The sequence below is a fragment of the Scandinavium sp. NPDC088450 genome (genome assembly GCF_044900545.1).
Taxonomy (GTDB): domain Bacteria; phylum Pseudomonadota; class Gammaproteobacteria; order Enterobacterales; family Enterobacteriaceae; genus Scandinavium.
The window spans coordinates 188411-211265 of the sequence record NZ_JBJDNI010000001.1; the positions used below are offsets into that span (position 1 = coordinate 188411).

A 22855-nucleotide genomic window follows, 5' to 3' on the forward strand; every position below is an offset into this window, starting at 1 on the left:
CCCGGGAGTGAAGCATGACGTACGCAGTAGAATTTCAGGACGTCTCGCGTCTGTATGGTGATGTTCGTGCCGTGGATGGTGTCAGTATTGCCATCCGCGACGGAGAGTTCTTTTCGATGCTGGGGCCTTCGGGCTCCGGTAAAACCACCTGCCTGAGACTGATTGCTGGTTTCGAACAGCTTTCCGGCGGGGCCATTAAAATCTTCGGTAAAGAGGCCAGTGAGCTGCCGCCCTGGCAGCGTGACGTCAACACCGTTTTCCAGGACTACGCGCTGTTTCCCCACATGTCGATTCTCGATAACGTCGCCTACGGGCTGATGGTGAAAGGCATCGGCAAAAAGGAACGCCACGCGATGGCTCAGGAAGCGTTAGAGAAAGTCGCGCTCGGTTTTGTGCAATCCCGTAAACCCTCCCAGCTTTCTGGTGGCCAGCGTCAGCGGGTGGCGATTGCTCGTGCATTGGTGAATCAGCCGCGCGTTTTGCTACTGGATGAACCGCTTGGCGCGCTCGATCTCAAGCTGCGCGAACAAATGCAGTTTGAATTGAAAAAGCTGCAACAGGAGTTGGGCATCACCTTTATTTTCGTCACCCACGATCAGGGTGAAGCGTTGTCGATGTCCGATCGCGTGGCGGTGTTTAACAACGGTCGCATCGAACAGGTCGATACTCCGCGCGAGCTTTATCTGCGCCCGAAAACACCTTTCGTGGCGGGCTTTGTCGGCACCTCTAACGTCTTTGATGTCAGCATGACCGAAAAGCTATGCGGCATGACAGGCCAGTGGTCATTGCGTCCGGAACACATCCGGCTGGATACCGCAGGTGAGATCCAGGTCAACGGCGTGGTGCAGGCGGTGCAATATCAGGGCGCGGCAACTCGCTATGAAATCCGGCTGGCTGGCGGCGAAAAACTGCTGGTGAGCCAGGGGAATTTCAGCGGCGGTGCACAGCCGGATGGGCCAACGCCGGGGCAAAACGTGCTGGCTTCGTGGTCGCGGGAGGCCATGGTGCCGCTGGACGGAGGGAGGTGAAATGACCATGAGTATCGCACCGCTTCCTTCCACTTCGCGCAGTAACCGGCTTTCCGGTCTGTTATGGCGCAAACCTTCGCTCGGGCTGTTTTTGTTACTGCTCGGGCCATTGATGTGGTTTGGCATCGTGTATCTCGGCTCGCTGCTGACATTGCTGTGGCAGGGGTTTTACACCTTCGATGATTTTACGATGTCTGTCACGCCAGACCTTACGCTGGCGAACCTCAAAGCGCTGTTCAACCCGGCAAACTACGACATCATCGTGCGCACGCTGGTGATGGCGATATCAGTGACACTCGCCAGCGCCATTCTGGCGTTCCCGATGGCGTGGTACATGGCGCGCTACACCAGCGGCAAATGGAAAGCGTTCTTTTATATCGCCGTGATGCTGCCGATGTGGGCGAGTTACATCGTCAAAGCGTATGCGTGGACGTTGCTGCTGGCGAAAGATGGCGTCGCGCAATGGTTTCTTGGACACATGGGGCTCGAAGGGCTGCTGAACGAGTTTCTGCTGCTGCCTGCGGTGGGCGGGAATACGCTGTCGACATCCGGGCTCGGGCGTTTCCTGGTGTTCGTCTACATCTGGCTGCCGTTCATGATCCTGCCGGTTCAGGCCGCGCTGGAGCGTCTGCCGCCGTCGCTTTTACAGGCCTCAGCGGATTTAGGCGCTTATCCTCGCCAGACGTTTCGCTATGTGGTGTTACCGCTGGCGATCCCGGGCATTGCAGCAGGGTCTATCTTCACGTTCTCGCTGACGTTAGGTGACTTTATTGTGCCGCAGCTCGTCGGGCCGCCCGGCTACTTCATTGGTCAGATGGTCTATTCCCAGCAAGGGGCGATTGGCAACATGCCGATGGCGGCTGCATTCACCCTCGTGCCCATCATTCTGATTAGCCTTTATCTGGCGTTCGTAAAACGTCTGGGAGCATTCGATGCACTCTGAACGCGCACCGTGGTTCCTGAAACTGGCGGCCTGGGGCGGGGTTATCTTCCTGCATTTCCCGCTCGCCATCATCGCTATCTATGCCTTCAACACCGAAGACGCGGCGTTCAGTTTTCCCCCGAAAGGGCTGACGCTGCACTGGTTTAGCGTGGCAGCAGGGCGCAGCGATATTCTCGATGCAGTGACGTTGTCACTTCAAATAGCGGCATTAGCAACCGTGATTGCGCTGGTACTTGGCACGCTTGCTGCAGCGGCACTCTGGCGCAGTGAGTTTTTTGGCAAGAATGCCATCTCGCTGTTGTTGCTGTTGCCGATTGCCTTACCGGGGATCATCACGGGTCTGGCGCTGTTGACAGCTTTTAAAGCCATCAATCTGGAGCCAGGTTTTTTCACCATCGTCGTCGGTCACGCAACCTTCTGTGTGGTGGTGGTATTTAACAACGTAATCGCTCGTTTCCGCCGGACATCGTGGAGTCTGGTGGAAGCGTCGATGGATTTAGGCGCCAGCACCTGGCAAACCTTCCGCTATGTGGTGCTGCCGAACCTCGGTTCAGCGCTGCTGGCAGGGGGCATGCTGGCGTTCGCATTGTCGTTTGATGAAATCATCGTCACCACGTTTACCGCAGGCCATGAGCGCACGTTACCGCTGTGGCTGCTCAACCAGTTAGGCAGACCGCGCGATGTGCCGGTCACTAACGTGGTGGCATTGCTGGTGATGCTGGTGACAACCATTCCGATTCTGGGGGCCTGGTGGCTGACACGCGACGGCGAAACGGTCGCCGGAAGCGGTAAATAATTGAACAAGAAGGGAGCAGGATATGCAACACAACTTATTGATAAATGGCGAACTGGTCGCAGGCAAAGGCGAGAAGCAGCCGGTCTATAATCCGTCCACGGGCGAAGTCATTCTTGAGATAGCCGAAGCGACTGCCGAACAGGTGGATGCCGCGGTGCTGGCTGCCGATCGTGCTTTTGCAGAATGGGGACAAACCACGCCAAAAGCCCGTGCTGAGTGTTTGCTCAAGCTGGCCGACGTAATTGACGAGCATGCGGAAACGTTCGCCAAACTGGAATCGCTCAACTGCGGTAAACCGCTGCACTGTGTGATCAACGACGAACTGCCTGCTGTGGCTGACGTCTTCCGTTTCTTCGCGGGCGCGGCTCGTTGTCTGAACGGCCTGGCGGCAGGTGAATATCTGGAAGGGCACACCTCGATGATCCGCCGTGATCCGGTGGGCGTTGTTGCGTCCATTGCGCCGTGGAACTATCCGTTGATGATGGCAGCGTGGAAACTCGCCCCGGCGCTGGCGGCAGGCAACTGTGTGGTTATCAAACCGTCTGAAATTACTCCATTAACAGCGCTGAAACTGGCGGAACTGGCAAAAGACATCTTCCCGGCTGGCGTGATTAATGTGCTGTTTGGGCGTGGGAAAACTGTTGGCGACCCGCTGACCGGGCATGAAAAAGTGCGCATGGTCTCGCTGACAGGGTCGATTGCCACAGGCGAGCACATCATTTCGCACACCGCACCGTCCATCAAACGTACGCACATGGAACTGGGCGGCAAAGCGCCAGTTATCGTTTTTGACGATGCAGATCTGGACGCTGTTGTGGAAGGCGTGCGCACTTTCGGTTTCTATAACGCAGGGCAAGACTGCACCGCCGCCTGTCGAATCTACGCGCAGAAAGGCATCTACAACGCGCTGGTCGAAAAATTGGGCGGGGCCGTGGCAAGCCTGAAAATGGGCGCACCCGACGATGAAAGCACCGAACTCGGCCCTCTGAGCTCAGAAGCACATCTCGGCCGAGTCGCACAAGCAGTTGAAAAAGCCAAAAGCCTCGGTCACGTGAAAGTCGTCACCGGCGGCGCAAAAGCGGATGGCAAAGGTTATTTCTTCCAGCCAACCGTGCTGGCTGGCGCAAAACAAGAAGATGATATCGTGCAGCGGGAAGTATTCGGCCCGGTCGTCAGCGTCACCGTATTTGACGAAGAAGAGCAAGTTCTGGGCTGGGCAAACGACTCGCAATACGGCCTGGCATCGTCAGTGTGGACCAAAGACGTGGGTCGTGCACACCGCATGAGCGCACGCTTGCAGTATGGCTGCACCTGGGTGAACACCCATTTCATGCTGGTCAGCGAAATGCCGCACGGCGGACAAAAACTCTCAGGCTACGGCAAAGATATGTCGGTGTACGGCCTGGAAGATTACACCGTGGTTCGGCACGTGATGATTAAGCACTGATTTAACGTAATCGCAAAACCGCCATCAGGCTAACGCCGTTCACTTAAGCCAATGAATTAGGGGAAACACCGGGATTTGGTTCCCGGAGGGACGCCAAACCCGGTGGTCGCCCCGGATATCTCAGTCTTAAACTAACGGTGTTAGCCATCAGGCGGTTTTTTACTTTGCCTATTTAAGCCCCTCGCAACTATACATGTTAATAACCTCCTCTCTCACCCAATGATGGCCAGGGTGGCTGTGGCTGCGTTCATGCCAAATAATACAAACATCAAATTTTTCTGCGAGCCAGGGGAGGTTTATGATGGTGAGCTCACTCTGAATGACTTGCGATAAACGTCGGGGGATAAGCGAGACCATATCGCTTTTCAACACGATTTCAGGAATAAACAAAAATGAAGCTGCCGACATCACAACATTGCGTTTAAATCCAAATGTGGCAAGTGCCTCATCAATAGGTGTCGTAAAACTCCCTCCGGAAGGAGAGACGATAACGTGTTCCAGTTTTATAAATTCCTCCATAGAGAGTTTTGCATTAAGCGCAGGATGTCCGGCCCGCCCGATCAAAACGTAATCTTCATCAAACAAGTGGTGGGTGCGCAGTTGTGTGTGGAAGGCGTCATGTGATGCAAAGACGAAATCTGCGTCACCGCTGGCCAACTGCTGGTCTAGCTGTGCCATATCCAGATGACGTACCGCAATGCGCACTCCCGGCGCTTTTTTCCGTAGCATAAGCACCAGCGGTATGACTGTCGTGGCCTGAATATAATCAGTACAGGCAATGGTTAAGGTCAATTTAGCCCGATCCGGGTGAAAATCGTTATGCGAATTGAGTGTAAGCCGTAGTTTATCCAGCGCTTCGCGTAGCGGAACTAACAGCTCGAGGGCCTTCTCTGTTGGCGTCATTCCACGCCTTGCTGGAATGAGTAACGGGTCATCAAACATTTCCCGGAGGCGATTGAGCTGGGCACTGACAGCCGGCTGGCTAAGGTGCAATCGTGCGGCTGCCTTTGTCACATTTTTTTCTGCAAGCAAAGCTTCAAGTGTCAGTAACAGATTTAAATCAATTCGTCTGGTATCCATTTGATGGATTCCTAAATATAAATCAATCAATTTCACTTATCTCTTATCACTCCTGATAATTCAAGCTCAGCGTTCAAATAAATCAGGAATAAACGTATGCAAGTGAATACCAAACCCCTCATCACTGTGGTCGGCGCGCTCAGCAAGCAAGGGCGAAGTGTCGTTCGATCTTTGCTGGAAAGTCAGCTTTATCGCGTTCGTGGCTTGACCCGTCGCATCGACTCGCCTGAAGCACAAGAACTGAAAGGCCTCGGGGCGGAACTTGTTCAGGTATCCCTTAAACCTGGTTATAAATTGAAATTTATTGAGGCTTTTCAGGGAGCTGATGGGGTTTTTATGATAACACCAGGCATGCCACCAGATGCGCCATTCGCCTCAACGAATGAACGTGCATTGGGAAAAGAAATTGCAGATGCAGCGGTAGAGGCGGGAGTTCAACATTTAATTTTCAGCAGTCTTGAGAATGTTGATGAAATGACTGACGGGAAGAAATGGGTCCCCCATTTTACGGATAAAGCCAGGATTGAGGAATACATTCGTACTTTGCCAATCAAGAGTTCATTTATTTACATGGCGTTCTTTTATACAAATCTACTGGAGTATTATCCACCGTATCAAGAAGGCGATTCGTTAGTTTTCCCTATTTATCTTCCCGCGGATTTCCGGGCTGCATTTGTTGATCCGTTGACTGCAACAGGGCCAGCAGTATTGGAAATTCTTCAGCATCCGGAAAAATACGCTGGTTGTTCACTCCCTGTCATTGGTGAAATTATTTCTCCCCAGGAGATGGTTGAAACCTTCTCTCGTGTGACGGGAATAAAAGCAAAATATAGTCCAGCCATCACGCGCAAAGACTTATTGCACCATTTTCCATCCTATGCGGGTATGGAAGGGTTGACTGAAGAAATTGTGCAAATGGCAGAATATACAATTGAATACGGTTATTATCGTAAAGAGCGCGATCTGATGTGGAGCAGGAACATTAACCCACAAACGTTGACCTGGGAGCAATTTCTTCGCACCACAGGTTGGCAAGGGCAATCTCAATCTTTCAATTGCTAGTTTCACGAGGGTGGGCTAGTTGCCCACCCTCATTCAATAAATCAAACCATCCTGCGGGTTGATCCGCTGTTCTCAGCGTTTTTTATTTAAAAGTAAACAAAGCACTCATCATTAGCATGAATGCCTTAAAGCAAGACTCTGCGGGCAGGCAAAATCTGAGATCCTGTTATCGAAAAGTGTAACCATGATGAAAAAAACAACACTTCTTGCTTTAAGTCTTTTGACTCTGACCAGTCAGGCCAGTTTTGCCGGGACCAAAACGCTGGTGGAATATGGCACGGTTCAGCAGAGTAAAATCATTACGCATACCCAGCAGGGCTACCATCCGTTAAGAACGCTGGCGGCGGGCGCGGTCGGTGGCGTGGTGGGGCATCAATTTGGCAGTGGACACGGAAAAACGGCCATGACCGCAGCGGGAACGGTGGCTGGGGTTGCTGCGTCACGTCATCATCAGACAGAACAGCTCAATGCTCAGGAAGTGGATTTGTTTATCAAAACCCAGTCCGGGCAGACCATTGAGGTGATTCAGAGCTACAACGGCAGTGTGACGTTTACTCCTGGCGACAAAGTGCGAATCTTGACGACGGGTTCCAATACTACCGTCGACAAATCGGTGTAAAACTGCGCAACGCTTGATTTAGCTTAAGAACTGAAACGCCTTTTTACGCCTTCAGTTTGTAATGAACACCTGACGGGGGTAGTATTCACAGCCCTATCCGCCACTAGCTCAGCTGGAAGAGCAAATGACATTTTATGTTGTAGTGTACGAGGTTCGAGGCCTCGGTGGCGGTCCAACTTCCTGCAACCCTGGCGTATGCCGGGGTTTTTAGTCTCTTACTCCAACGTTTTTTTTCTATTTTTTCATCTTTAAGGAGAGTGCGATGTTAGAAGGGTATTTTGATCTCGATGACGCGACCGGTGCTGAAGCGATTGAAAACAGAAAGCGCTTGCTGGCTGTTCAGGCTGCACTAGAAATCTCGAAAGCGTCTGTGGCGGCTTCCACCGCTAATTCAGGTATTCGCAGCCAAATGGATCTGCGTAATGTCGCGCAGGAAGTGTCCACGCTGGCAGATGCCATTCAGGATGCGCTGGAAGGCGATATCTGAATCTCGAAAAGCCGCCTGAGGGCGGCTTCATTGTTGCTATCCGATCCGCAAGAAACCACTGAAAATCAGCCCTCAACCTCGCTTTCATCTGCCTTTTTTAAATCCCAACCGCTAAAATTTCATTTTTTAGAATAAAAATGGAACAAAGGTATGACAACTCTGGTGATCGCGCTTTTTGCGCTGTTTATGGCATTTTGGCAGGAAATCAACCGCTTCCCTGCGGCAGGCAAGCACATCATGGAACTGAAGCATGAGGCGCAGGATTTACATCATGAAAATGAGAAGCTGGCTCAGGAAATCCTCGGGGTGAAACGACAGTTGCTTGAACTTACGCATCAGTTGGAACGGATTAAAGATCCGGAGTATTACGCGTTGAAAGATGCCGGGGATGAAGCCGGGCTTTCTCGTCTGGAACGTGCTCGTCGGCTGGGAACGTCAAATTAAGTTTTCCGGTTTTCAGTGCGGTTTGCCAGGCAAAATAGCAAAAACTGTTCATAATTCAGGGTACCCCGTGCCAGCACAGACTTGGTAGCGCACAAGACGCTCACAAAGGCTGGCATCCCTGAGATGGAGCGGTGAGCAAATCAACACGCAATTTCTTTACTCAGAACGCCTCGTCATGCGTCCTGTTCATACTGACGACGCAGACGATCTCTTCCGCATATATGGCGATCCGGCCACCAACACCTTCAATCCTGCGGGACCTTATCCCGATCTGGCATATGCACAAACCCGACTCGCGCAATGGCTGGAGGGCTGGCAGCTGCACGGGATTGGTGAAATGGCGATTTATGACAGACAACAACCGCAGACGATTATCGGCTTTGGCGGCATCAGTGTTCGCCCGCTGGGTGATGAGCTCACCCACAACCTCGGTTATCGTTTTGCAACGGAAGCCTGGGGAAGAGGGCTGGCGACAGAGTTTTGCCAGCGCCTGTTGGATTACGCTTTTGATGAAAGGCATCTGGACAAGATAACGGCCGTGGTTAGGCCGGATCATCTGTCGTCGCAGCGCGTATTGCTGAAGGCAGGATTAGCGCTTCGCGGGCACATCACCGATGTCGCCAATGCGCTGCCGAGCCAGTGTTATGCGCTGAAGGTTGAAGAGTGGCGGCGGCACCAGCAGGAGATGGTCAAGCGGCCAACTTCCGGATTAATCGGGCTTTGACAGCCCTGGACGAGCTATGCGAGGATCGTCAGCTTTCTGATTCTGGTAGTGGCTTAAGAAGGCATGAAGAAACTGATTATTTGCGCCCCAATGGCGCTGGCTTTACTGAGTGGTTGCACAAATTCCCCGGCGCATCGCATCGCCGAATGTGAGAAAAAAGGCGGAACGGAAGCGGCCTGTACGGCGGCGGAATGGGATCACGAAAAGGCACATCCGTTGCCGACTTATGATCCCAGCAGCTACGACAACGCGGCGGCGCTCCAGGCGGCGTTTAACGTGAATGCCGCTAAGGTGAAGACGACGGAATAACGGGTCGACACAAAAAAAGCAGCCTTGGGCTGCTTTTTTTGTTCTGGGGTATCAGTAACAACAAATCAAATCCAGCCAAAGCGAAACGACAGCAGGCTAATGAGTGCAACGGCGACACAGACATTTATCAGGAATACGGTTCTGCTGGAAACTTCCATAAGACCTACCTCGAGTTATTTGCCTCTATTGATATAGTCTGCGCAACAGAAGTTCGCAATCAGACAAAGTAGGTTTTTACAGAAGTTCCCTCCTAAGACAATTCAGAGTGTAAAAACTTGATGCTCGTCAAAAAACGTTGCATAGTGCGCGCGAATTTTTTTGATTTGGATCGGGTTTTACAGATGACGCTTTACCAGAAAATGCTGGTTTTCTATGCCATTATGGCCACCCTCAGCGCATTGATTACGTGGTTTCTCACCAAAGAGCGTAAGCGTATTCGCTTTATCGCCACCGTGTTGATTGGTGCTACATGGCCGTTCAGTTTTCCAGTCGCTTTGTTGCTCTCCTTGTTCTGATTCGGACTGTTGCGAACTCTCCTTGTGTACTGTATAAAAATACAGTCAATGGGAAGGGGAGCGAATCATGCAGAGTTTTTATTCAGCGATCGCCGGTGCCGATGTGCGCTGGCATGAGTTTCCGGGTCAGGGCAGGCCAGTGGTGTTCATCCATGGTTTGGCCTGCGCGTCTTCTTACGAATATCCCCCGATTGTTACCGATCCCGGCTTCAAAAATCGCCGGGCGCTGCTCATCGACCTGCCTGGTTTTGGCTACAGCGACAAGCCTCTTCATTTTGATTACTCCATTACCCATCAGGCAGAAGTTGTGGCGCAATGGCTCAGGGCGAAAGGATTCGTTGAAGTCGATCTCTTTGGTCACAGCATGGGCGGCAGCGTTGCCATTCAGGTGGCAGAACTGTTGGGCAAGGACGTGAACACGCTGGCCGTTTCTGAGCCTAATTTTCACAGCGGCGGCGGCTTCTATAGCCGCAAAGTGGTGGCTTACCCTGAAGAACGCTTTGTTGACGACGTCTTCGGTAAGATCATGGACGCAGAGACCTCACCGTGGAAAGGCTGCCTGCAAAGCTGCTCACCGCACGCCATGTGGCGCGGTGCCAAAAGCCTTGTTGAGGGCGTGTCTCCTTCATGGATGTCGCGCTTTTTAGCGCTGACTTGCCACAAGGCACTGGTCTTTGGCGAACAATCATTACCCGATGCAGACGCTGAGGCTATTTCTCGTGAAGCTATTCCGCTGCACATTGTGCCTGCAGCAGGACATTCCATGTCCTGGGAGAACCCTGCGGGGTTAGCTGCGGTTTTAGGGCACATCTTTGCTCAAAATGGCAGCTGACGCGGGGTGGTTTGCAAGGTTATCCAACGCAATTCGGTAAATTCGTGGATGCCTGCACGTCCGCCAAATCGGCCGTAACCGGATGATTTACAGCCGCCAAAAGGCATCTGGGCTTCATCGTGCACGGTCGGGCCATTGATGTGGCAAATGCCGCTTTGCAGTTGCTGGGCAACGTTCCAGCCGCGTGCTGTATCTTGCGTATAAACAGCCGAAGACAGGCCATATTCACTCTCATTGGCGATAGCCAGTAAAGCTGCGTCGCCTTTGGCGCGGATAATGGCTTTCACCGGGCCGAAAGATTCTTCGCTCCACAGTTTCATCTCACGCGTTACGCCATCGATAAGCGTGGCAGGCATTTGTGTGGTGTTGGCTTTGCCGCCGGTCAGCAGCGTTGCGCCTTTGCTGAGAGCGTCGTCGATCAGGGCGTTGCAGCGCTCCACGGTGCGAGCGTCGACAACGGGCCCCAGCAGCCCAGGTGGCAGAGTTTTTACCCGGCTGACCAGTTGATCGACGAACGCATCTGCTATCGCCGTATCAACGATAATGCGTTCGGTGGACATGCAGATTTGCCCGGCATTGGCGAACGCGCCAAAGGTGGCGCCCGCCGCGGCTTGTTGCAGATCAGCATCGTCAAGCACCAGTAGCGGCGCTTTGCCGCCTAATTCCAGCACCACAGGTTTCAGGTGACGGCCGCAGGTTTGCGCAATGATCCTGCCGACGCTGGTTGACCCGGTGAAATTGACCCGACGAACAGCGGGGTGGGCTATCAGGCTTTCGACTACGGCTGGCGCATCTTCGGCAGCACACGAGAGATAATTCACCACACCCGCAGGGAAGCCTGCGGCGTTGAGGGCGCTAACAATCAGCCCTTGTGTCGCAGGCGAAAGCTCGGACCCTTTTAGGATCACGGTATTACCGCAGGCTAATGGTGTAGCGATGGCCCGAACAGCGAGGATGATGGGTGCATTCCAGGGCGCCATTCCCAGCACGACGCCAGCGCCCTGACGCACGCCCATCGCCAGATTGCCGGGGACGTTGGAAGGGATGACTTGCCCGTCAATTTGCGTGGTCATTGCGGCTGCTTCACGCAGCACTTCTGCGCCGAGGTGAACATTAAAACCTGCCCAGTGTGGCGTTGCACCGGTTTCAGCAGCCATGATTGCCACAAACTGTTCGGTGCGTTTTTCGAGTTCCTCGGCGGCATTCAGTAGTAGCCCGCGACGTTCTGCGGGCGTGGTGTTTCGCCAATGTTCGAAAGCTTTTTCTGCTGCCTGAACGGCGCTAAGGGCGTCATCAACATCAGCGGCAGCGCTACGGCTGGCAAGTGTTCCATCAACAGGGTTTTGACGTTCAAAGACGCGGCCCGCTTTCGCCATCACGTCTTTGCCATCAATAAACAGAGTACAGGTGGTTGTCATGATTACCTCATTGTTCTGGTTGACGAAATGAGTGTAGAGAGCAGACGTGAGAAGGCCAGAGAGGTGGCGTTAATCGCACGCTATTTTTTGTGCAGTCTATCCGGCTCACATCCTTGTGGCCGGAGGCGATTACAGCAAGGCGGAGAGTTTGGCTCGGGAACTGTCCGAAACGTCCAGTGGGTGGCGGTAATCCGGGGCTTCGGTCGCGCGGGTGAATAACGCAACTAACCAGTCATAAACGTAGCGAGTTGCCGCATGAGCAGGCCGCTCGCCCAACTGCGTCAGGCGCTCGGTGTTGCTGGCTGAAGGAGCAAACAAAGTGCTTCCTTTCACCACACGGCTTGCCGGGCGCGCTTCGAGAGGAAGATCTGCATACCCAAGCCACGCCAGATAGTTACTGATAGTGGCGCGCAGGCGAGCCGCGCTGGCACGTTCATCTGGCACCACGCTTTGCAGTTGAGCGGGCAGATCAAGACGATAACTCGCCACCACCAGGATATCTGCAAGCTGATGAAGGGTGGTTGGCGTCAGGCCGAAACGCTGCGCATTGCTCTCACTTCGGCTCCACTGGCGCAGGTACTTCACCCACAGGGTGTGAGCCTGAGCGCCGTTTTGCTGGCTGCCGTAGCGGCCTTGTTGTTGATCGTCAGGTTGCGCGAACAGGTCGAGATTATCGCTGAACAAGCCGCTGACTTTTTCTTCGCGCGGCTGATGCACCTGGATGAGCTGCTCGAAATGGCTCAACGGTGGCAGCAGACCTTCCAGCAATTCGCCCAGAATGGCGGCGTGTCCCTGAAGTTCACGTACCACATTTTCGGCTTGCTGGCGCACAGTGGCAGGGCTTACCTGAATGCCCGCTCGCCAGCCTGACATCAAGTGCTCAAGCAGGTGCTGTTGACGTTCAGCCAGCCTGTGCAAACGCGAAGTACGCAATGACGGAACGGTAGCCTGAGACAGCCACTCAATCAGGCGTTGCAGGCTGCTGCCGTCCAGCGCCTGTAACGTTCCCCAGCGCTGGCCGGGTTTCTCAATCAGTTGCTGAACAGCTTCATCAAGATTAATTTTGCGAACAAACCGGTCGTCCTGCGGGGTGATCGCCCAGACCAGCCCTGGCAGCGCGCCTTCTTGCTGCGGCTGCGTGTCGCTCACCCACTTCATCAATGTTTTCGCGCTGTGTGGGATTTGTGAGCGTTGGGCGGCAGCATTACAAATCAGCAGCAGATCGGGCTGATGCAGTTGACGATAGTGGTCAAGCAGCCAGTGGCATTTGCTGACCCAAAGCTCAGTGCTGTCTTGCTGTGCAGGTTGCGGGATATCAATCAGGTCCACGTTATCCAGCACGCCGTTTTCCGTCGGCAGCACCAGTTCTACGGTCAGTAACCCCAGGGCGCTAAGTGGCAGGCTTACAGCACTTTGCAGCTGATTATTCACCAGTGGATGCAGAAGCGCTTCACCTTCAGGCTCGCTTTCCGGCGTCAGAAACCCTTCTGCGGGCAGGGCAAAACTGTCGACCAGCAGACTTAAGGGTGCAGCCAGTTCGCGTGCGTTGCCGCATTGTTGAAGCACATGCGCCAGACTTAGCCACTGACGAGTCAACTCCTGTTGCTCGCCCCACAACAATGCCCATGCGTTGGCGCGGGCACTCAGATCCAGGCAGGGCAGCAACTGAATAAACTGTTGCCACAGGCTTTCATCAATCTGCTGCTGATGCGCAGGAATATGCTCCTGCCAGAAACGCGCAATCGCGGCGACATCTTCTTCGTTCATTCCCGGTACAGGCTGAGTCTGACGCAGTGACTGCCAGGCTTTCAGGCGAGCTATGACTACGGATTTCGCGACCTGACGGACCTGGCCTTGCTGCAAGGCGTGCACAAGAAACACCTGAACCAGCTCAGCTTCCCGCAAAATACGCAGGCGAAGGGGGAAGGCTTCATCGGGCACCGAGGCCAGGTGGCTGAAACGAATAGCCATTCTCGTCAGGTTATGGCCGGGATTGAGGTGCGTAAAATAGTCGAGCGTTTTGCTGCCCGTTTGCACCAGTAACCGCCCGTTACCACTGCTGCAAAGCGCGCTGAGTAAATGGGTCTTTGCGGCCTGAGAATGACCAAAAAGGCCAATGCTGGCAGGAGCCGATTGCGCTTCAGCTAGCGTCGTTTCCTGTGCTTTAAGCATGTATAAACGGGTCAATAACGCGTCGGCATCGGTATCGAAAAGCGGCGATATCCGGCGGGTGTCCTGTGTCCAGTCGATGATGTTTTGCAGTCGGCTCATTTCAGGTAAACGCTCCCGCTATCAATCCAGTAGTGGCTGCCGCTGTGACGGCGGTCGGCCAGGGTGTTCAGTTTTAAAGTAAGCGCATCTGGCGGGACGGGTGTGCCGTCTTGCAGCCAGGCATCGGCGAGCGTAAAGGCTTCAGGGCCTTGCTGGCGATTACCGCCCGTTAATTGCAAGCGCACCTGCAATACGCCGTCTCCGGCAATAGCTTTCGCCACTTCCGGCGAGTTGATGCTCAGGGTGTAAAGCGGCGTGGCGGGCCAGCGTGCATTCGCTAACTGGCGGAAACCGAGGGTGACATTACCGCGTAAAGGGAAGTGGATGCGGGCATCCAGTTTGGCCCCGGGCTTATCGAGATCCAGTTCGCTGTACCAGATGTTTTCATCGCGCAGCGTGTTGACGGTGTTATCCAGCACGCCAAGGTAACGCACGGTAGAGTAAGCCCCGATATCGGCCGCTTTAAAATTGAAGCGTGGCAGACGTAAATCCAGCGCCAGACTGCACAGCATCGCGCCCACGGCAGCGGTTGATTTTGGGTTACCGATACGGCCTTGCTGGCTGAAGGGATACCATTCGTGAACGTGATAGCTGTCCATCCACACCATACGGTTGACCGGAACAGGCTGCAGATAGCGGATCAGCGCCTGCACGCCGGGTAAGCATCCCGGTCTGCCTGTCACCAGTAAAACGTCGCAACTGTAATGGGAAATCGCTTCGCAGACAGCGTGCAGCGGGGCGGCAATCGTAAATTCACCCGCCAGCATGGCGGCATGAAGGTCGCGGAAGCTCACCTGAATGGGTGTGCTCAGCAAGTCAAACGGCTCTGCGCCTGCTGGTAAAGCATGGCTGATAGCCTGACTGACATAATTCATCACATTGCGGGTCGGCATCTGCGGCAGCAGTTCGCCAAAGGTGGCATGCAGTCCCGCTAAGGGGTCATTGATGTCGCTTTGTTCCCAGCCGCCGAGAATAGCGTGACCAATCGGCATAAACAGCTGCAAAGTGGTTTGCTGGCGAAGGACTGCTTGCGTATCGATACGGCCAGAATCGCCAAACAGCGTAGCCATCAGCGCGGGCGCATCGGCGATCCCCGCTTTTTGCAGGTGCGTTTGCAGCGCAGGCAGGACGCAGCGCTGAATAATGTCGAGCAGGATGTCGTCACCAGCAACTTTAAACCCTTCGCGGAACAGCAGCTCTGGCGTGATTTTGACATTGCTCCCCGTGCCATCATCCAGTCGATAATGGGTGATAGCCATGTCGGTCGTGCCACCGCCTAAATCTACGGCAGCCACGCGGAGCGAGCGACCCGGTTTGGCACCGGCTTCCGGCTCTCTGTCCGGGCGCGAAAGGGCGGCAAAAAACGCTTCGGTCTGGCCGCCAAAATGAGACATCGCTTCGTTGTAGAGCCACACCAGCTGACCGCAGCTGGCTTCGTCCCATTCCATATGAATGTTCGGTACCGGCACCACGCTTTTGTCTTGATGCTTTGCGGTGACGAAATCTTCATCCTGCGGATGCCAGCCCAGCGCTTTCCAGACCAGGGCGATAGCCTCAAACATACGACGACGGAATATCTCGCGTTCCTGTTTTGGCATCGCAGAAGGCAACGTCAGAATCAAGGTACGGAGCTGGCGGGGTGAAGATGGGAAGCCCAGACGCTGGCGAGTTGCTACGCTGTTAATCTGCCCAAGCGCCTGTGCAAGAATTTCACACAGCATGTGGGTCATCAGCGTGCTGCGGCTGTACTGCGGGGAAAACACCGGCATCCGCTCATCGGGCGGCAAGGTAAACAGCGGCTGCCCGTCATCATTCATCAAATAGGCCAGAGGGAAGGCGGCGGCTACGGGTTCGCGCTGAGTGCGGCTGTTCATCTGGCTGAAACGCCAGTCCTGTACCGTCGGCGTTTCATCCCAAAGGTAACGGCGTGGGCTGGAAATGCCGCTGTTGCCTTCGGTGCCCAGACGCTGCATTGCCAGCTTGCGAGCTTCATCACCCACTCGCACCATAGAAGGCCAGACGAACGCATCTTCACGACCGCTTTCTACGGAAAAATGCTGTTTACCGAAGCGCGCTTCGGAGAACTCAAGCCGGCTGGTGAACAGCGGCGCATTGAGGAACTGCGGCTCACTCAGTGAGCGAACCTGCAATTCGGCAGTCTGGCGCAGGCCGTCGTTAGCATCACCATGATCTTCGATGATCACGCCACAGGTGTGGCTGTTACCGACATCCAGAATCAGGTCGACAGGAATAGCAGGCGTGCTCACCGTGGCGGTGACAATTTTCACTTCCGGCACGCTAAGCTGCTCGCCCAGCAGCGCCAGCAAGTTCAGCCAGTGCCCTTGATATTCGAACCCCCGCATTGCCTGAGTGATTTCCCGCTCACTGCGGTTTTCCTCATGGCTGGCGTACTGAGTGAAGACTTCCCGCAGCCAGCCATCAATCCAGGTCTGGTCGAGAAAATCCGCCACTTCTTCGTCACGCCAGGCCAGAGCAAAGCGGGTGCCGTTGAGCAAATCATTTTCTACAGGGGCTAATCCGGAAGGCGCGTCATCACGAATTTGGCTGTCGAGGGCGATAGTGACGCGGTGAGTGTTCCCGGCTGAGTCCGGCGTTGGCAGCTTGCGAATCTGTACGCGCGCCCAGTTTTCCGGGCCTTCCACAAACGTTCGTGGCGGATTAAAACGCAGGAACGGCAGGGGGAGCCAGACGCCATCCAGCATCGCGAGCGAGTGCTCAAGCGAAAGCGTGCTTTCAGGTTTCACCACTTCCGCCTGCTGACCATCAAGAGCAGGCAGCGTGTAGCGGCTGTTGACGATATCGTAATTCAGACGCAGCAATGGGCCGTTCGCCGTTTTACGCACAAAGCGGCCATTGCTCAATGAATCCTGTGGCGTCAGACCAAAATCAAGGAATTGCACGCCGCTGTTGGCAATGAGCGTGACGCTCTGTTGGTAATCGCAGAGGGTAACCAGCATTATCACGCTCCCACTTTACGGAAAGTTAACGGCACCACGGTGCTGGCATCGTAGCGGCCGGTGCACTCAGCCACGTCGCTGGTGCCAGCCTTACAGGAGATTTCAGGCAGCGGATAACGCGAGCCATCGCTGCAGCGCGCGTGCCCACGGCTCTTGATCAACAACTCCCCGTTCTGATGCAGGCCAGAGAAAATATCGGCTTTGCAGACCACGTTATCGCCATGTACCAGACGAGCGCTGCCTTTGTTATTGAGAATTTGATAGCGGAGTGACAGCGGCTTACCGCTCACCGGATCTTTCACGTCAACCAGCACACGCCAGTTACCGTTGAGGAATTTGGTGGTGCCTGCACGCATCTGGTCGGCTTCCATCACCAGCGCATCTTTAGGAATGGCTGCGATAACCACTGGCTTAGGCTCCGGCTTTTCTTCTTTAACCGGTTCAGTCACGCTCGCCAGATGCAGCGGAAGGGCTGCTTTGAGCTCTGGCAGAGGTTCTGGCGCAGGCTGAACGTCGACAGTTTGCGGTTGAACGTGGGCGATTTCGGGTTCGGCAGAGGTAGTCTGGCGTGGCCAGAGCAGCGGCCCGGCAATCGCGGCAACAATGACGGCGGCAACCGGCAGGCTCCACAGCGGCAGGCGGCGCAGTTTCTTTTCTGGCACAGCCATCGGTGCGGGTTCACTGACTTCTGGTTCTGAAACCACTTCAGGCACGGTTTCTGCTTCAGGTTCTACTGATGTTGTCAGGGTTAATGGCGTGGCAAGCAGCGGTTCGTCGGCGTGGCTTAAGGTAACTTTCAGCGGTTCTTCATCGATGAAGTCGTCCTCTTCATCGGCGGTCAGCAAAGGTTCATCAACAGGGAGCATGTGCAGACAGCCAAACAGCTCTTCACGGGCGCTTTCGTTAAGATTCACAAAGCCCCAGAAGGTGATCACCGGTTTACCGTCGACCAGAAATACGTGGTTTTCGCCAGGGAATTGCAACGTTTTTTCCAGCAGCGCACCAAACAGTTGTTGGGCGGTTTTGTCCGATTGCTGACATTTGCGTGCCAGGCTCAGTGCGGCATCGGCCATCGTTTCCAGCTGATGCAGGGCACGGTCGCGCTGTTCGTCTTCAGCGGCTTTCCAGGCAACCACATCGCCCTCAACCGGGGAATACCAGTCAACACGGTCGCCGTCATCGTTGACCTGCGGGATCGCCAGACACTCCACCAGAGCCTGCTGTTTGCGCAGACGTAGCGTTTCACGGATTTGTAATGCTGATGCAAATACGGCCTGGCCGCCGCCGCCCACGGACTGGAAGTCGTCCAGTTTGCCGCTGCGTAAAAGAGTTTTTGCCACGTTCTTATCCCATAGACTTTTTCACGCCTCTACTTTACGGCAGAGAACGTCAAACTAAACGGCAGAGGACAGGGCAAAAAAGGCAAATCTTCGGGCCATTGATGAGCGCCGTTTTGCTTGATTTTTGACGACACTTAAGCCAAACCAACTGCAAGGTATGAGGGGAAAATATCGCTTCCGTCAATGAATGAATTTGGGATTATTCTAATCTACTCTTTTAACTTTCTCCATGTTGTTAACAGGGTTATTGCGATATTCTTATTCCCACAAGAATAAAGATGTTTTACATCACGCTACTATCGACGTATTCAATGCAAGCAACTCGCCACCATCCCCCGGTGGCTTTTTTTTATCTTTTCAACACCGCCGTAGAAATGGTGAAGAAAGCGCCAATATGAGCGGCTTTAGCATAACCTGATGCCCTTTGGTTATTTGCCAGAATAACTGCCCTGTGCTGTGATTAAGCCTCTTAGAATAAATCCAAAAGGCTTATAACCATGTCTGCAACGAAAGCATTAGCAGGGAAAACGCTGTTGGCGATTGCGCTGAGCGCTGGTCTGCCCGCAGGGGCTGCAATGGCGGCGTCGAACGACACACTGATTTACTGTTCCGAGGCGTCACCCGAGTCCTTCAACCCACAAATTGCCAGTTCCGGCCCGTCATTCGTCGCCAGTTCTCAGGTGTTGTATAACCGTCTGATCAACTTTGATCCGCAGAAAAACACGCCAGTTCCTTCGCTGGCGACGGCCTGGACCATTTCACCAGATGGCAAAACGTATACCTTTACTTTGCGCCAGGGCGTGAAGTTCAACAGCAATAAATACTTTAAGCCCACCCGTGACTTTAACGCAGATGACGTTATTTTCTCGGTGATGCGCCAGAAAGATGAAAATAACCCGTACCATAAAGTGTCGCAGGGTAATTATGAGTATTTCACCGATGTTGGGCTCGATAAGCTCATTAAAGACGTGAAGAAAATTGATGATTACCACGTCCAGTTCGAATTAACCGAACCGAACGCGGCGTTTCTTGCAGATTGGGGCATGGATTTCGCGTCTATTCTTTCTGCCGAATACGCGGACGCAATGCTGAAGAAAGGCACGCCGGAATATGTCGACACCTGGCCTATCGGCACCGGCCCTTACGCCTTCCAGCAGTACAAAACAGATTCACTGATTCGCTATGTGGCTAACCCCAACTATTGGGATGGCGAAGTGCCGACTAAGCACCTGATTTTCTCCATCACGCCGAACGTCGAAACGCGCCTGGCGAAACTGCAAACGAACGAATGCCAGATTATCCCTGCGCCGTCACCAGTTCAGTTCGACGTGATTAAAAAGAACAAAGATCTGACGCTGCACGCGGTGGAAGCCCTGAACGTCGGTTATCTGGCGTTTAATACGGAGAAAAAACCGTTTGATAACGTGCTCGTTCGCCAGGCGCTGAACTACGCCACGGATAAAAAAACGATTGTGAACGCGGTCTTTATGGGTTCCGGCACCGTGGCAAAATCGCCGATCCCGCCCAATATGCTGGGCTATAAGAAAGACTTGCCGGACTACAACTACGATGTTGAAAAAGCCAAAGCCTTGCTGAAGCAAGCGGGGGTGAAAGAGGGCACGGAAGTCACTCTGTGGTCGATGCCGGTACAGCGCCCTTACAACCCGAACTCACGCCGCATCGCCGAGATGATCCAGAATGACTGGGCGAAAGTGGGCATTAAAGCCAAAATCACCACGTATGAGTGGGGCGAATACCTCTCCGGCATGCGCAAAGGTGAACACGATTCTGCGCTGTTTGGCTGGATGTCGGATAACGGCGATCCGGACAACTTTGCCGACACGCTTCTGGGCTGCAACAGCATTAAAACCGGCTCCAACGCCGCACGCTGGTGCGATAAGGGGTATGATGATCTGGTCCAGAAAGCGAAGTTGACCAGCGACCCGGCGGCTCGTGCAAAACTGTATGAGCAGTCACAGGTGATATTCCAGCAGCAAGCGCCGTGGATTGCGCTGGCGAATGGCAAAACCTTCTTCGCCACCCGCAGCAACGTCACCGGGTACAGCGTCAGCCTGATGGGCAGCGATTTTTCTAAAGTGAAACTGAATTAACAGGAGAGGATATGTCACATCTGGATGAGGTCAGTGTCGCGGTGGATGCCGCCATCGAAGCCGGGGTGATCAGTGGCATGAATGAGTTGCTGATTACGCTCAGCGATGACACCGCGTTAAGCCGGGATGAGCGTTTCACCCAACAGCAGCGGTTGCGCACGGCGATTGCACATCATGGGCGTCAGCACAAAGAAGAGCAGGAAGCGCGTCACGAGCAGCTCACAAAAGGTGGCACAATCCTCTAAAATTCGGTGCAAACAAGCACATAATGCTCATCATCAGCCCCGTTATGCTCGTAGCATGGCGGGGTTTTTTGTTGGGGAGTCAGGTATGTGGTTTTTAATTGTCACGTTGTTGCTGTCAGGACTGGCGATACAGTATCAATACAATATGAAAGATAAAGCGCTGGTGAAGTACTACAAGGCCAAACTGGATGAAGCCGCCGAGGAGCTTGAACAGTTCAGGCAGCAAGGGAAACCCTGATTCAGGTTACAGGGATGTTCTGATAGGTCGTACGTCGCCTTGATGCACAGAAGAGCAATGGGTGTCTCTTTTGCCCCCCTCTGGATCGTCAGAGGTAGGTTTATCGTTCACCGCGCAGTGCCGCTGGGAATACCTCGGTTAGCCAGTCAATAAACACTCGTAACCGGTGCGTCATGTACCTGTTCTGCGGATAGACGACATAAAAAGGATAACTGGCGGGACGCCATGCCTGTAAGATCTCAACAAGGGTGCCGTTGTTCAGTTCATCTTTCGCCGCATAGCAAAAGGTCTGGATAATTCCCATTCCGGCCACGGCCGCAGCCAAATGCGCATTACTCTCGTTAACCCCGATGTGATGCTGCGTCTGCATCTCCCGTATTTCACCTTCTACGATAAAGCGAAAAGGAAAGGCTCTGCCCGTCAGCGGAGACAAATAGCTCACCAGCTTATGCCCATTTCTTAATTCATCCGGATAGGCAGGTACGCCAGCGGCTTTCAGGTATCCCGGCGTAGCGCAGGTCACCATCGGGGCATCACCAAGATGACGGGCGATCAACGAGGAGTCATCGAGAGAGCCACCACGGATGACACAGTCCACATTTCCGCTAATAAGATCCACCGGCCTGTCGGACACGCCTAAATCGATTTTGATTTCCGGATAGCGCTGCAAAAAATCCGGTAACGCCGGGATCAGGACTTCACGTGCGGTAGAGCCGCCGACATCAATACGCAGATAGCCTTTAGGTCTGCTCTGCGAGGCGCTAAACGACGTGTCTATCTCCTCAATATCAATGAGCACCCGAGAGGCTTTTTCATAATAGTCCTGACCCTCTGGCGTTGCGACGACGCGCCGGGTCGTGCGATGTAAAAGACGCACACCGAGATGGGCTTCCAGTGATTTAACCAGCTTACTTAATGTGGCATTCGGCAGATTCAGTGAATCCGCTGCCCGCGTAAAATTGCCGGTTTCCACCACCCGCGTAAACGCCCGCATAGCCATTAACTGATCCACGTTCTGTTTCTCCGTGTGATATTTGATTGTTCACCTGTAGAAATAGTGTTTTCCATTATCACTAATTTATCAATAATTTTTCTGCGGCTAGAGTGTGTTTACCGGCTGAATGACGGCCAATTCGAAACAACGTCGAGGACAGGAATCATGAGTAAACCACTTTCAGACAAAATTGCCCTGGTCACGGGCGGCAGCACAGGAATCGGTCTTGCCAGTGCTCAGGAACTGGCTGCGCAGGGGGCAAAAGTCTACATCACCGGACGACGTCAGCAGGAACTGGATGCAGCCGTCGCGTTGATCGGCACGTCGGCTAAGGGGATTCGGGCCGATGTCTCCCGTCTTGAAGATCTGGATAAGGTTTACGCGCAGATTGCAGAAGAGTCGGGGCGTCTGGACATTTTGTTTGCTAACGCCGGTGGCGGAGATATGCTGCCGCTGGGTGCCATAACCGAAGAACATTTTGACCGGATTTTCGGGACTAATGTTCGCGGAGTCGTATTCACCGTCCAGAAAGCACTGCCACTGCTGGGTGCCGGTTCATCCATTATCCTCACCGGTTCCACCGTTTCGGTAAAAGGGACGGCTAACTTTAGCGTGTATAGCGCCAGTAAAGCCGCAGTGAGAAACTTTGCTCGCTCATGGGCACTGGACTTGCAGGGGCGGGGTATTCGGGTGAATGTCGTGAGTCCAGGTCCGGTCAAAACGCCTGGATTAGGGGGACTGGTTGCCGAGGAACAGCGTCAGGGCCTGTATGATGCACTGGCAGCACAGGTTCCGTTGGGGCGGATTGGTGAACCAGCGGAAGTCGGCAAAGCCGTTGCATTTCTGGCTTCTGATGCCGCCAGTTTTATCAATGCCATAGAACTGTTTGTTGACGGCGGTATGGCGCAGATTTAAAGCTGATATCACCCCGTCAACTCCCCCGAGGCGACGGGTTTTCAATGGACGGCCGCCAG

At 53.9% G+C, this 22855-nt stretch carries 23 protein-coding genes and 1 tRNA gene; 17 read left to right on the forward strand and 7 right to left on the reverse strand.

All coding sequences use genetic code 11. The features are described 5' to 3' along the window. The first annotated feature begins 14 nt into the window (after positions 1-14). Genes ACI2I2_RS00850 through patD form a run of 4 tightly spaced genes read left to right on the forward strand, consistent with a single transcriptional unit; the run spans position 15 to position 4214 of the window. Complete coding sequence (locus ACI2I2_RS00850; RefSeq protein ID WP_404656154.1) at positions 15-1028, forward strand: ABC transporter ATP-binding protein; 1014 nt, start codon at positions 15-17, stop codon at positions 1026-1028. Between the two features lies 1 nt (position 1029). Further along, the gene (locus ACI2I2_RS00855; protein ID WP_404656155.1) at positions 1030-1971 is read left to right on the forward strand and encodes an ABC transporter permease; all 942 of its coding nucleotides are present in this window, start codon (positions 1030-1032) and stop codon (positions 1969-1971) included. Continuing rightward, positions 1961-2767, forward strand: a complete 807-nt coding sequence (locus ACI2I2_RS00860) for an ABC transporter permease (RefSeq protein ID WP_404656156.1) — start codon at positions 1961-1963, stop codon at positions 2765-2767. Before ACI2I2_RS00855 ends, ACI2I2_RS00860 begins: the two co-directional genes overlap by 11 nt. 22 nt (positions 2768-2789) lie before the next feature. Beyond that, positions 2790-4214, forward strand: a complete 1425-nt coding sequence (gene patD / locus ACI2I2_RS00865; RefSeq protein WP_404656157.1) for an aminobutyraldehyde dehydrogenase — start codon at positions 2790-2792, stop codon at positions 4212-4214. A 168-nt stretch (positions 4215-4382) separates the two neighbouring features. Here the strand turns inward: patD and ACI2I2_RS00870 are convergent, their stop codons facing one another. After that, positions 4383-5330, reverse strand: coding sequence for a LysR family transcriptional regulator (locus ACI2I2_RS00870; RefSeq protein ID WP_404656158.1), 948 nt, complete (start codon positions 5328-5330; stop codon positions 4383-4385). Positions 5331-5390: 60 nt separating this feature from the next. On the opposite strand from ACI2I2_RS00870, the gene ACI2I2_RS00875 reads away from it, so the two are divergent. From ACI2I2_RS00875 to ACI2I2_RS00905, 7 genes are all read left to right on the forward strand, one after another. Further along, positions 5391-6356 (forward strand): NmrA/HSCARG family protein, encoded by a 966-nt coding sequence (locus ACI2I2_RS00875; protein ID WP_404656159.1) that lies wholly within the window; start codon positions 5391-5393, stop codon positions 6354-6356. Between the two features lie 184 nt (positions 6357-6540). Continuing rightward, positions 6541-6975: a hypothetical protein gene (locus tag ACI2I2_RS00880; protein ID WP_404656160.1), complete on the forward strand. Its 435-nt coding sequence runs from the start codon at positions 6541-6543 to the stop codon at positions 6973-6975. A gap of 97 nt (positions 6976-7072) precedes the next feature. After that, a tRNA-Lys gene (locus ACI2I2_RS00885) sits at positions 7073-7150 on the forward strand. 87 nt (positions 7151-7237) lie between these two features. Then, the gene (locus ACI2I2_RS00890; protein ID WP_404656161.1) at positions 7238-7462 is read left to right on the forward strand and encodes a hypothetical protein; all 225 of its coding nucleotides are present in this window, start codon (positions 7238-7240) and stop codon (positions 7460-7462) included. A gap of 150 nt (positions 7463-7612) precedes the next feature. Further along, positions 7613-7906: a hypothetical protein gene (locus ACI2I2_RS00895; RefSeq protein WP_404656162.1), complete on the forward strand. Its 294-nt coding sequence runs from the start codon at positions 7613-7615 to the stop codon at positions 7904-7906. Between the two features lie 175 nt (positions 7907-8081). Next, the gene (locus tag ACI2I2_RS00900; RefSeq protein ID WP_404656164.1) at positions 8082-8630 is read left to right on the forward strand and encodes a GNAT family N-acetyltransferase; all 549 of its coding nucleotides are present in this window, start codon (positions 8082-8084) and stop codon (positions 8628-8630) included. Positions 8631-8693: 63 nt separating this feature from the next. Then, positions 8694-8939, forward strand: a complete 246-nt coding sequence (locus tag ACI2I2_RS00905; RefSeq protein ID WP_404656165.1) for a hypothetical protein — start codon at positions 8694-8696, stop codon at positions 8937-8939. 65 nt (positions 8940-9004) lie between these two features. Here the strand turns inward: ACI2I2_RS00905 and yncL are convergent, their stop codons facing one another. After that, the gene (yncL, locus tag ACI2I2_RS00910; RefSeq protein ID WP_330985049.1) at positions 9005-9097 is read right to left on the reverse strand and encodes a stress response membrane protein YncL; all 93 of its coding nucleotides are present in this window, start codon (positions 9095-9097) and stop codon (positions 9005-9007) included. Positions 9098-9280: 183 nt separating this feature from the next. Here yncL and ACI2I2_RS00915 point away from each other — a divergent pair, with 183 nt between their 5' ends. Both ACI2I2_RS00915 and ACI2I2_RS00920 read left to right on the forward strand, forming a co-directional pair. Continuing rightward, complete coding sequence (locus ACI2I2_RS00915) at positions 9281-9454, forward strand: GhoT/OrtT family toxin (RefSeq protein WP_404656166.1); 174 nt, start codon at positions 9281-9283, stop codon at positions 9452-9454. Positions 9455-9521: 67 nt separating this feature from the next. Beyond that, positions 9522-10286, forward strand: coding sequence for an alpha/beta fold hydrolase (locus ACI2I2_RS00920; protein ID WP_404656167.1), 765 nt, complete (start codon positions 9522-9524; stop codon positions 10284-10286). Here the strand turns inward: ACI2I2_RS00920 and ACI2I2_RS00925 are convergent. The 4 genes from ACI2I2_RS00925 to ACI2I2_RS00940 form a co-directional block, all read right to left on the reverse strand. Next, positions 10271-11662, reverse strand: a complete 1392-nt coding sequence (locus tag ACI2I2_RS00925) for an aldehyde dehydrogenase (protein WP_404656473.1) — start codon at positions 11660-11662, stop codon at positions 10271-10273. The two genes, ACI2I2_RS00920 and ACI2I2_RS00925, sit on opposite strands and share 16 nt — an antisense overlap. A gap of 171 nt (positions 11663-11833) precedes the next feature. Beyond that, positions 11834-13975, reverse strand: a complete 2142-nt coding sequence (locus ACI2I2_RS00930; protein WP_404656168.1) for a virulence factor SrfC family protein — start codon at positions 13973-13975, stop codon at positions 11834-11836. Then, complete coding sequence (locus ACI2I2_RS00935) at positions 13972-16953, reverse strand: virulence factor SrfB (RefSeq protein WP_404656169.1); 2982 nt, start codon at positions 16951-16953, stop codon at positions 13972-13974. Before ACI2I2_RS00935 ends, ACI2I2_RS00930 begins: the two co-directional genes overlap by 4 nt. A gap of 2 nt (positions 16954-16955) precedes the next feature. After that, the gene (locus ACI2I2_RS00940; RefSeq protein WP_404656170.1) at positions 16956-18293 is read right to left on the reverse strand and encodes an SrfA family protein; all 1338 of its coding nucleotides are present in this window, start codon (positions 18291-18293) and stop codon (positions 16956-16958) included. A gap of 497 nt (positions 18294-18790) precedes the next feature. Between ACI2I2_RS00940 and ACI2I2_RS00945 the strand changes: the two genes are divergently transcribed. The 3 genes from ACI2I2_RS00945 to ACI2I2_RS00955 all read left to right on the forward strand — a co-directional run bounded on the left by ACI2I2_RS00945 (position 18791) and on the right by ACI2I2_RS00955 (position 20887). Continuing rightward, positions 18791-20404: an ABC transporter substrate-binding protein gene (locus tag ACI2I2_RS00945; RefSeq protein ID WP_404656171.1), complete on the forward strand. Its 1614-nt coding sequence runs from the start codon at positions 18791-18793 to the stop codon at positions 20402-20404. 11 nt (positions 20405-20415) lie between these two features. Continuing rightward, positions 20416-20649 (forward strand): YdcY family protein, encoded by a 234-nt coding sequence (locus ACI2I2_RS00950; protein WP_404656172.1) that lies wholly within the window; start codon positions 20416-20418, stop codon positions 20647-20649. 85 nt (positions 20650-20734) lie between these two features. Further along, on the forward strand, positions 20735-20887 hold the full coding sequence (locus ACI2I2_RS00955; protein WP_404656173.1) for a hypothetical protein: 153 nt from the start codon (positions 20735-20737) through the stop codon (positions 20885-20887). Positions 20888-20987: 100 nt separating this feature from the next. On the opposite strand, the gene ACI2I2_RS00960 is transcribed toward ACI2I2_RS00955, so the two are convergent. After that, positions 20988-21899, reverse strand: a complete 912-nt coding sequence (locus ACI2I2_RS00960) for a LysR family transcriptional regulator (protein WP_404656174.1) — start codon at positions 21897-21899, stop codon at positions 20988-20990. Between the two features lie 147 nt (positions 21900-22046). Here ACI2I2_RS00960 and ACI2I2_RS00965 point away from each other — a divergent pair, with 147 nt between their 5' ends. Beyond that, a complete protein-coding gene (locus tag ACI2I2_RS00965; protein WP_404656175.1) occupies positions 22047-22796 on the forward strand; it encodes an SDR family NAD(P)-dependent oxidoreductase in 750 nt (249 codons plus the stop codon). The last annotated feature ends 59 nt before the right edge of the window (positions 22797-22855 follow it).

Excerpts from the sequence above, each read along its gene's own strand:
- ACI2I2_RS00850 (WP_404656154.1), top strand. The coding sequence starts at position 15 with ATGACGTACGCAGTAGAATTTCAGGACGTCTCGCGTCTGTATGGTGAT.
- ACI2I2_RS00855 (WP_404656155.1), top strand. The coding sequence starts at position 1,030 with ATGACCATGAGTATCGCACCGCTTCCTTCCACTTCGCGCAGTAACCGG.
- ACI2I2_RS00860 (WP_404656156.1), top strand. The coding sequence starts at position 1,961 with ATGCACTCTGAACGCGCACCGTGGTTCCTGAAACTGGCGGCCTGGGGC.
- patD (WP_404656157.1), top strand. The coding sequence starts at position 2,790 with ATGCAACACAACTTATTGATAAATGGCGAACTGGTCGCAGGCAAAGGC.
- ACI2I2_RS00875 (WP_404656159.1), top strand. The coding sequence starts at position 5,391 with ATGCAAGTGAATACCAAACCCCTCATCACTGTGGTCGGCGCGCTCAGC.
- ACI2I2_RS00880 (WP_404656160.1), top strand. The coding sequence starts at position 6,541 with ATGATGAAAAAAACAACACTTCTTGCTTTAAGTCTTTTGACTCTGACC.
- ACI2I2_RS00890 (WP_404656161.1), top strand. The coding sequence starts at position 7,238 with ATGTTAGAAGGGTATTTTGATCTCGATGACGCGACCGGTGCTGAAGCG.
- ACI2I2_RS00895 (WP_404656162.1), top strand. The coding sequence starts at position 7,613 with ATGACAACTCTGGTGATCGCGCTTTTTGCGCTGTTTATGGCATTTTGG.
- ACI2I2_RS00900 (WP_404656164.1), top strand. The coding sequence starts at position 8,082 with ATGCGTCCTGTTCATACTGACGACGCAGACGATCTCTTCCGCATATAT.
- ACI2I2_RS00905 (WP_404656165.1), top strand. The coding sequence starts at position 8,694 with ATGAAGAAACTGATTATTTGCGCCCCAATGGCGCTGGCTTTACTGAGT.
- yncL (WP_330985049.1), bottom strand. The coding sequence starts at position 9,097 with ATGGAAGTTTCCAGCAGAACCGTATTCCTGATAAATGTCTGTGTCGCC.
- ACI2I2_RS00915 (WP_404656166.1), top strand. The coding sequence starts at position 9,281 with ATGACGCTTTACCAGAAAATGCTGGTTTTCTATGCCATTATGGCCACC.
- ACI2I2_RS00920 (WP_404656167.1), top strand. The coding sequence starts at position 9,522 with ATGCAGAGTTTTTATTCAGCGATCGCCGGTGCCGATGTGCGCTGGCAT.
- ACI2I2_RS00925 (WP_404656473.1), bottom strand. The coding sequence starts at position 11,662 with ATGGCGAAAGCGGGCCGCGTCTTTGAACGTCAAAACCCTGTTGATGGA.
- ACI2I2_RS00930 (WP_404656168.1), bottom strand. The coding sequence starts at position 13,975 with ATGAGCCGACTGCAAAACATCATCGACTGGACACAGGACACCCGCCGG.
- ACI2I2_RS00935 (WP_404656169.1), bottom strand. The coding sequence starts at position 16,953 with ATGCTGGTTACCCTCTGCGATTACCAACAGAGCGTCACGCTCATTGCC.
- ACI2I2_RS00945 (WP_404656171.1), top strand. The coding sequence starts at position 18,791 with ATGTCTGCAACGAAAGCATTAGCAGGGAAAACGCTGTTGGCGATTGCG.
- ACI2I2_RS00950 (WP_404656172.1), top strand. The coding sequence starts at position 20,416 with ATGTCACATCTGGATGAGGTCAGTGTCGCGGTGGATGCCGCCATCGAA.
- ACI2I2_RS00955 (WP_404656173.1), top strand. The coding sequence starts at position 20,735 with ATGTGGTTTTTAATTGTCACGTTGTTGCTGTCAGGACTGGCGATACAG.
- ACI2I2_RS00965 (WP_404656175.1), top strand. The coding sequence starts at position 22,047 with ATGAGTAAACCACTTTCAGACAAAATTGCCCTGGTCACGGGCGGCAGC.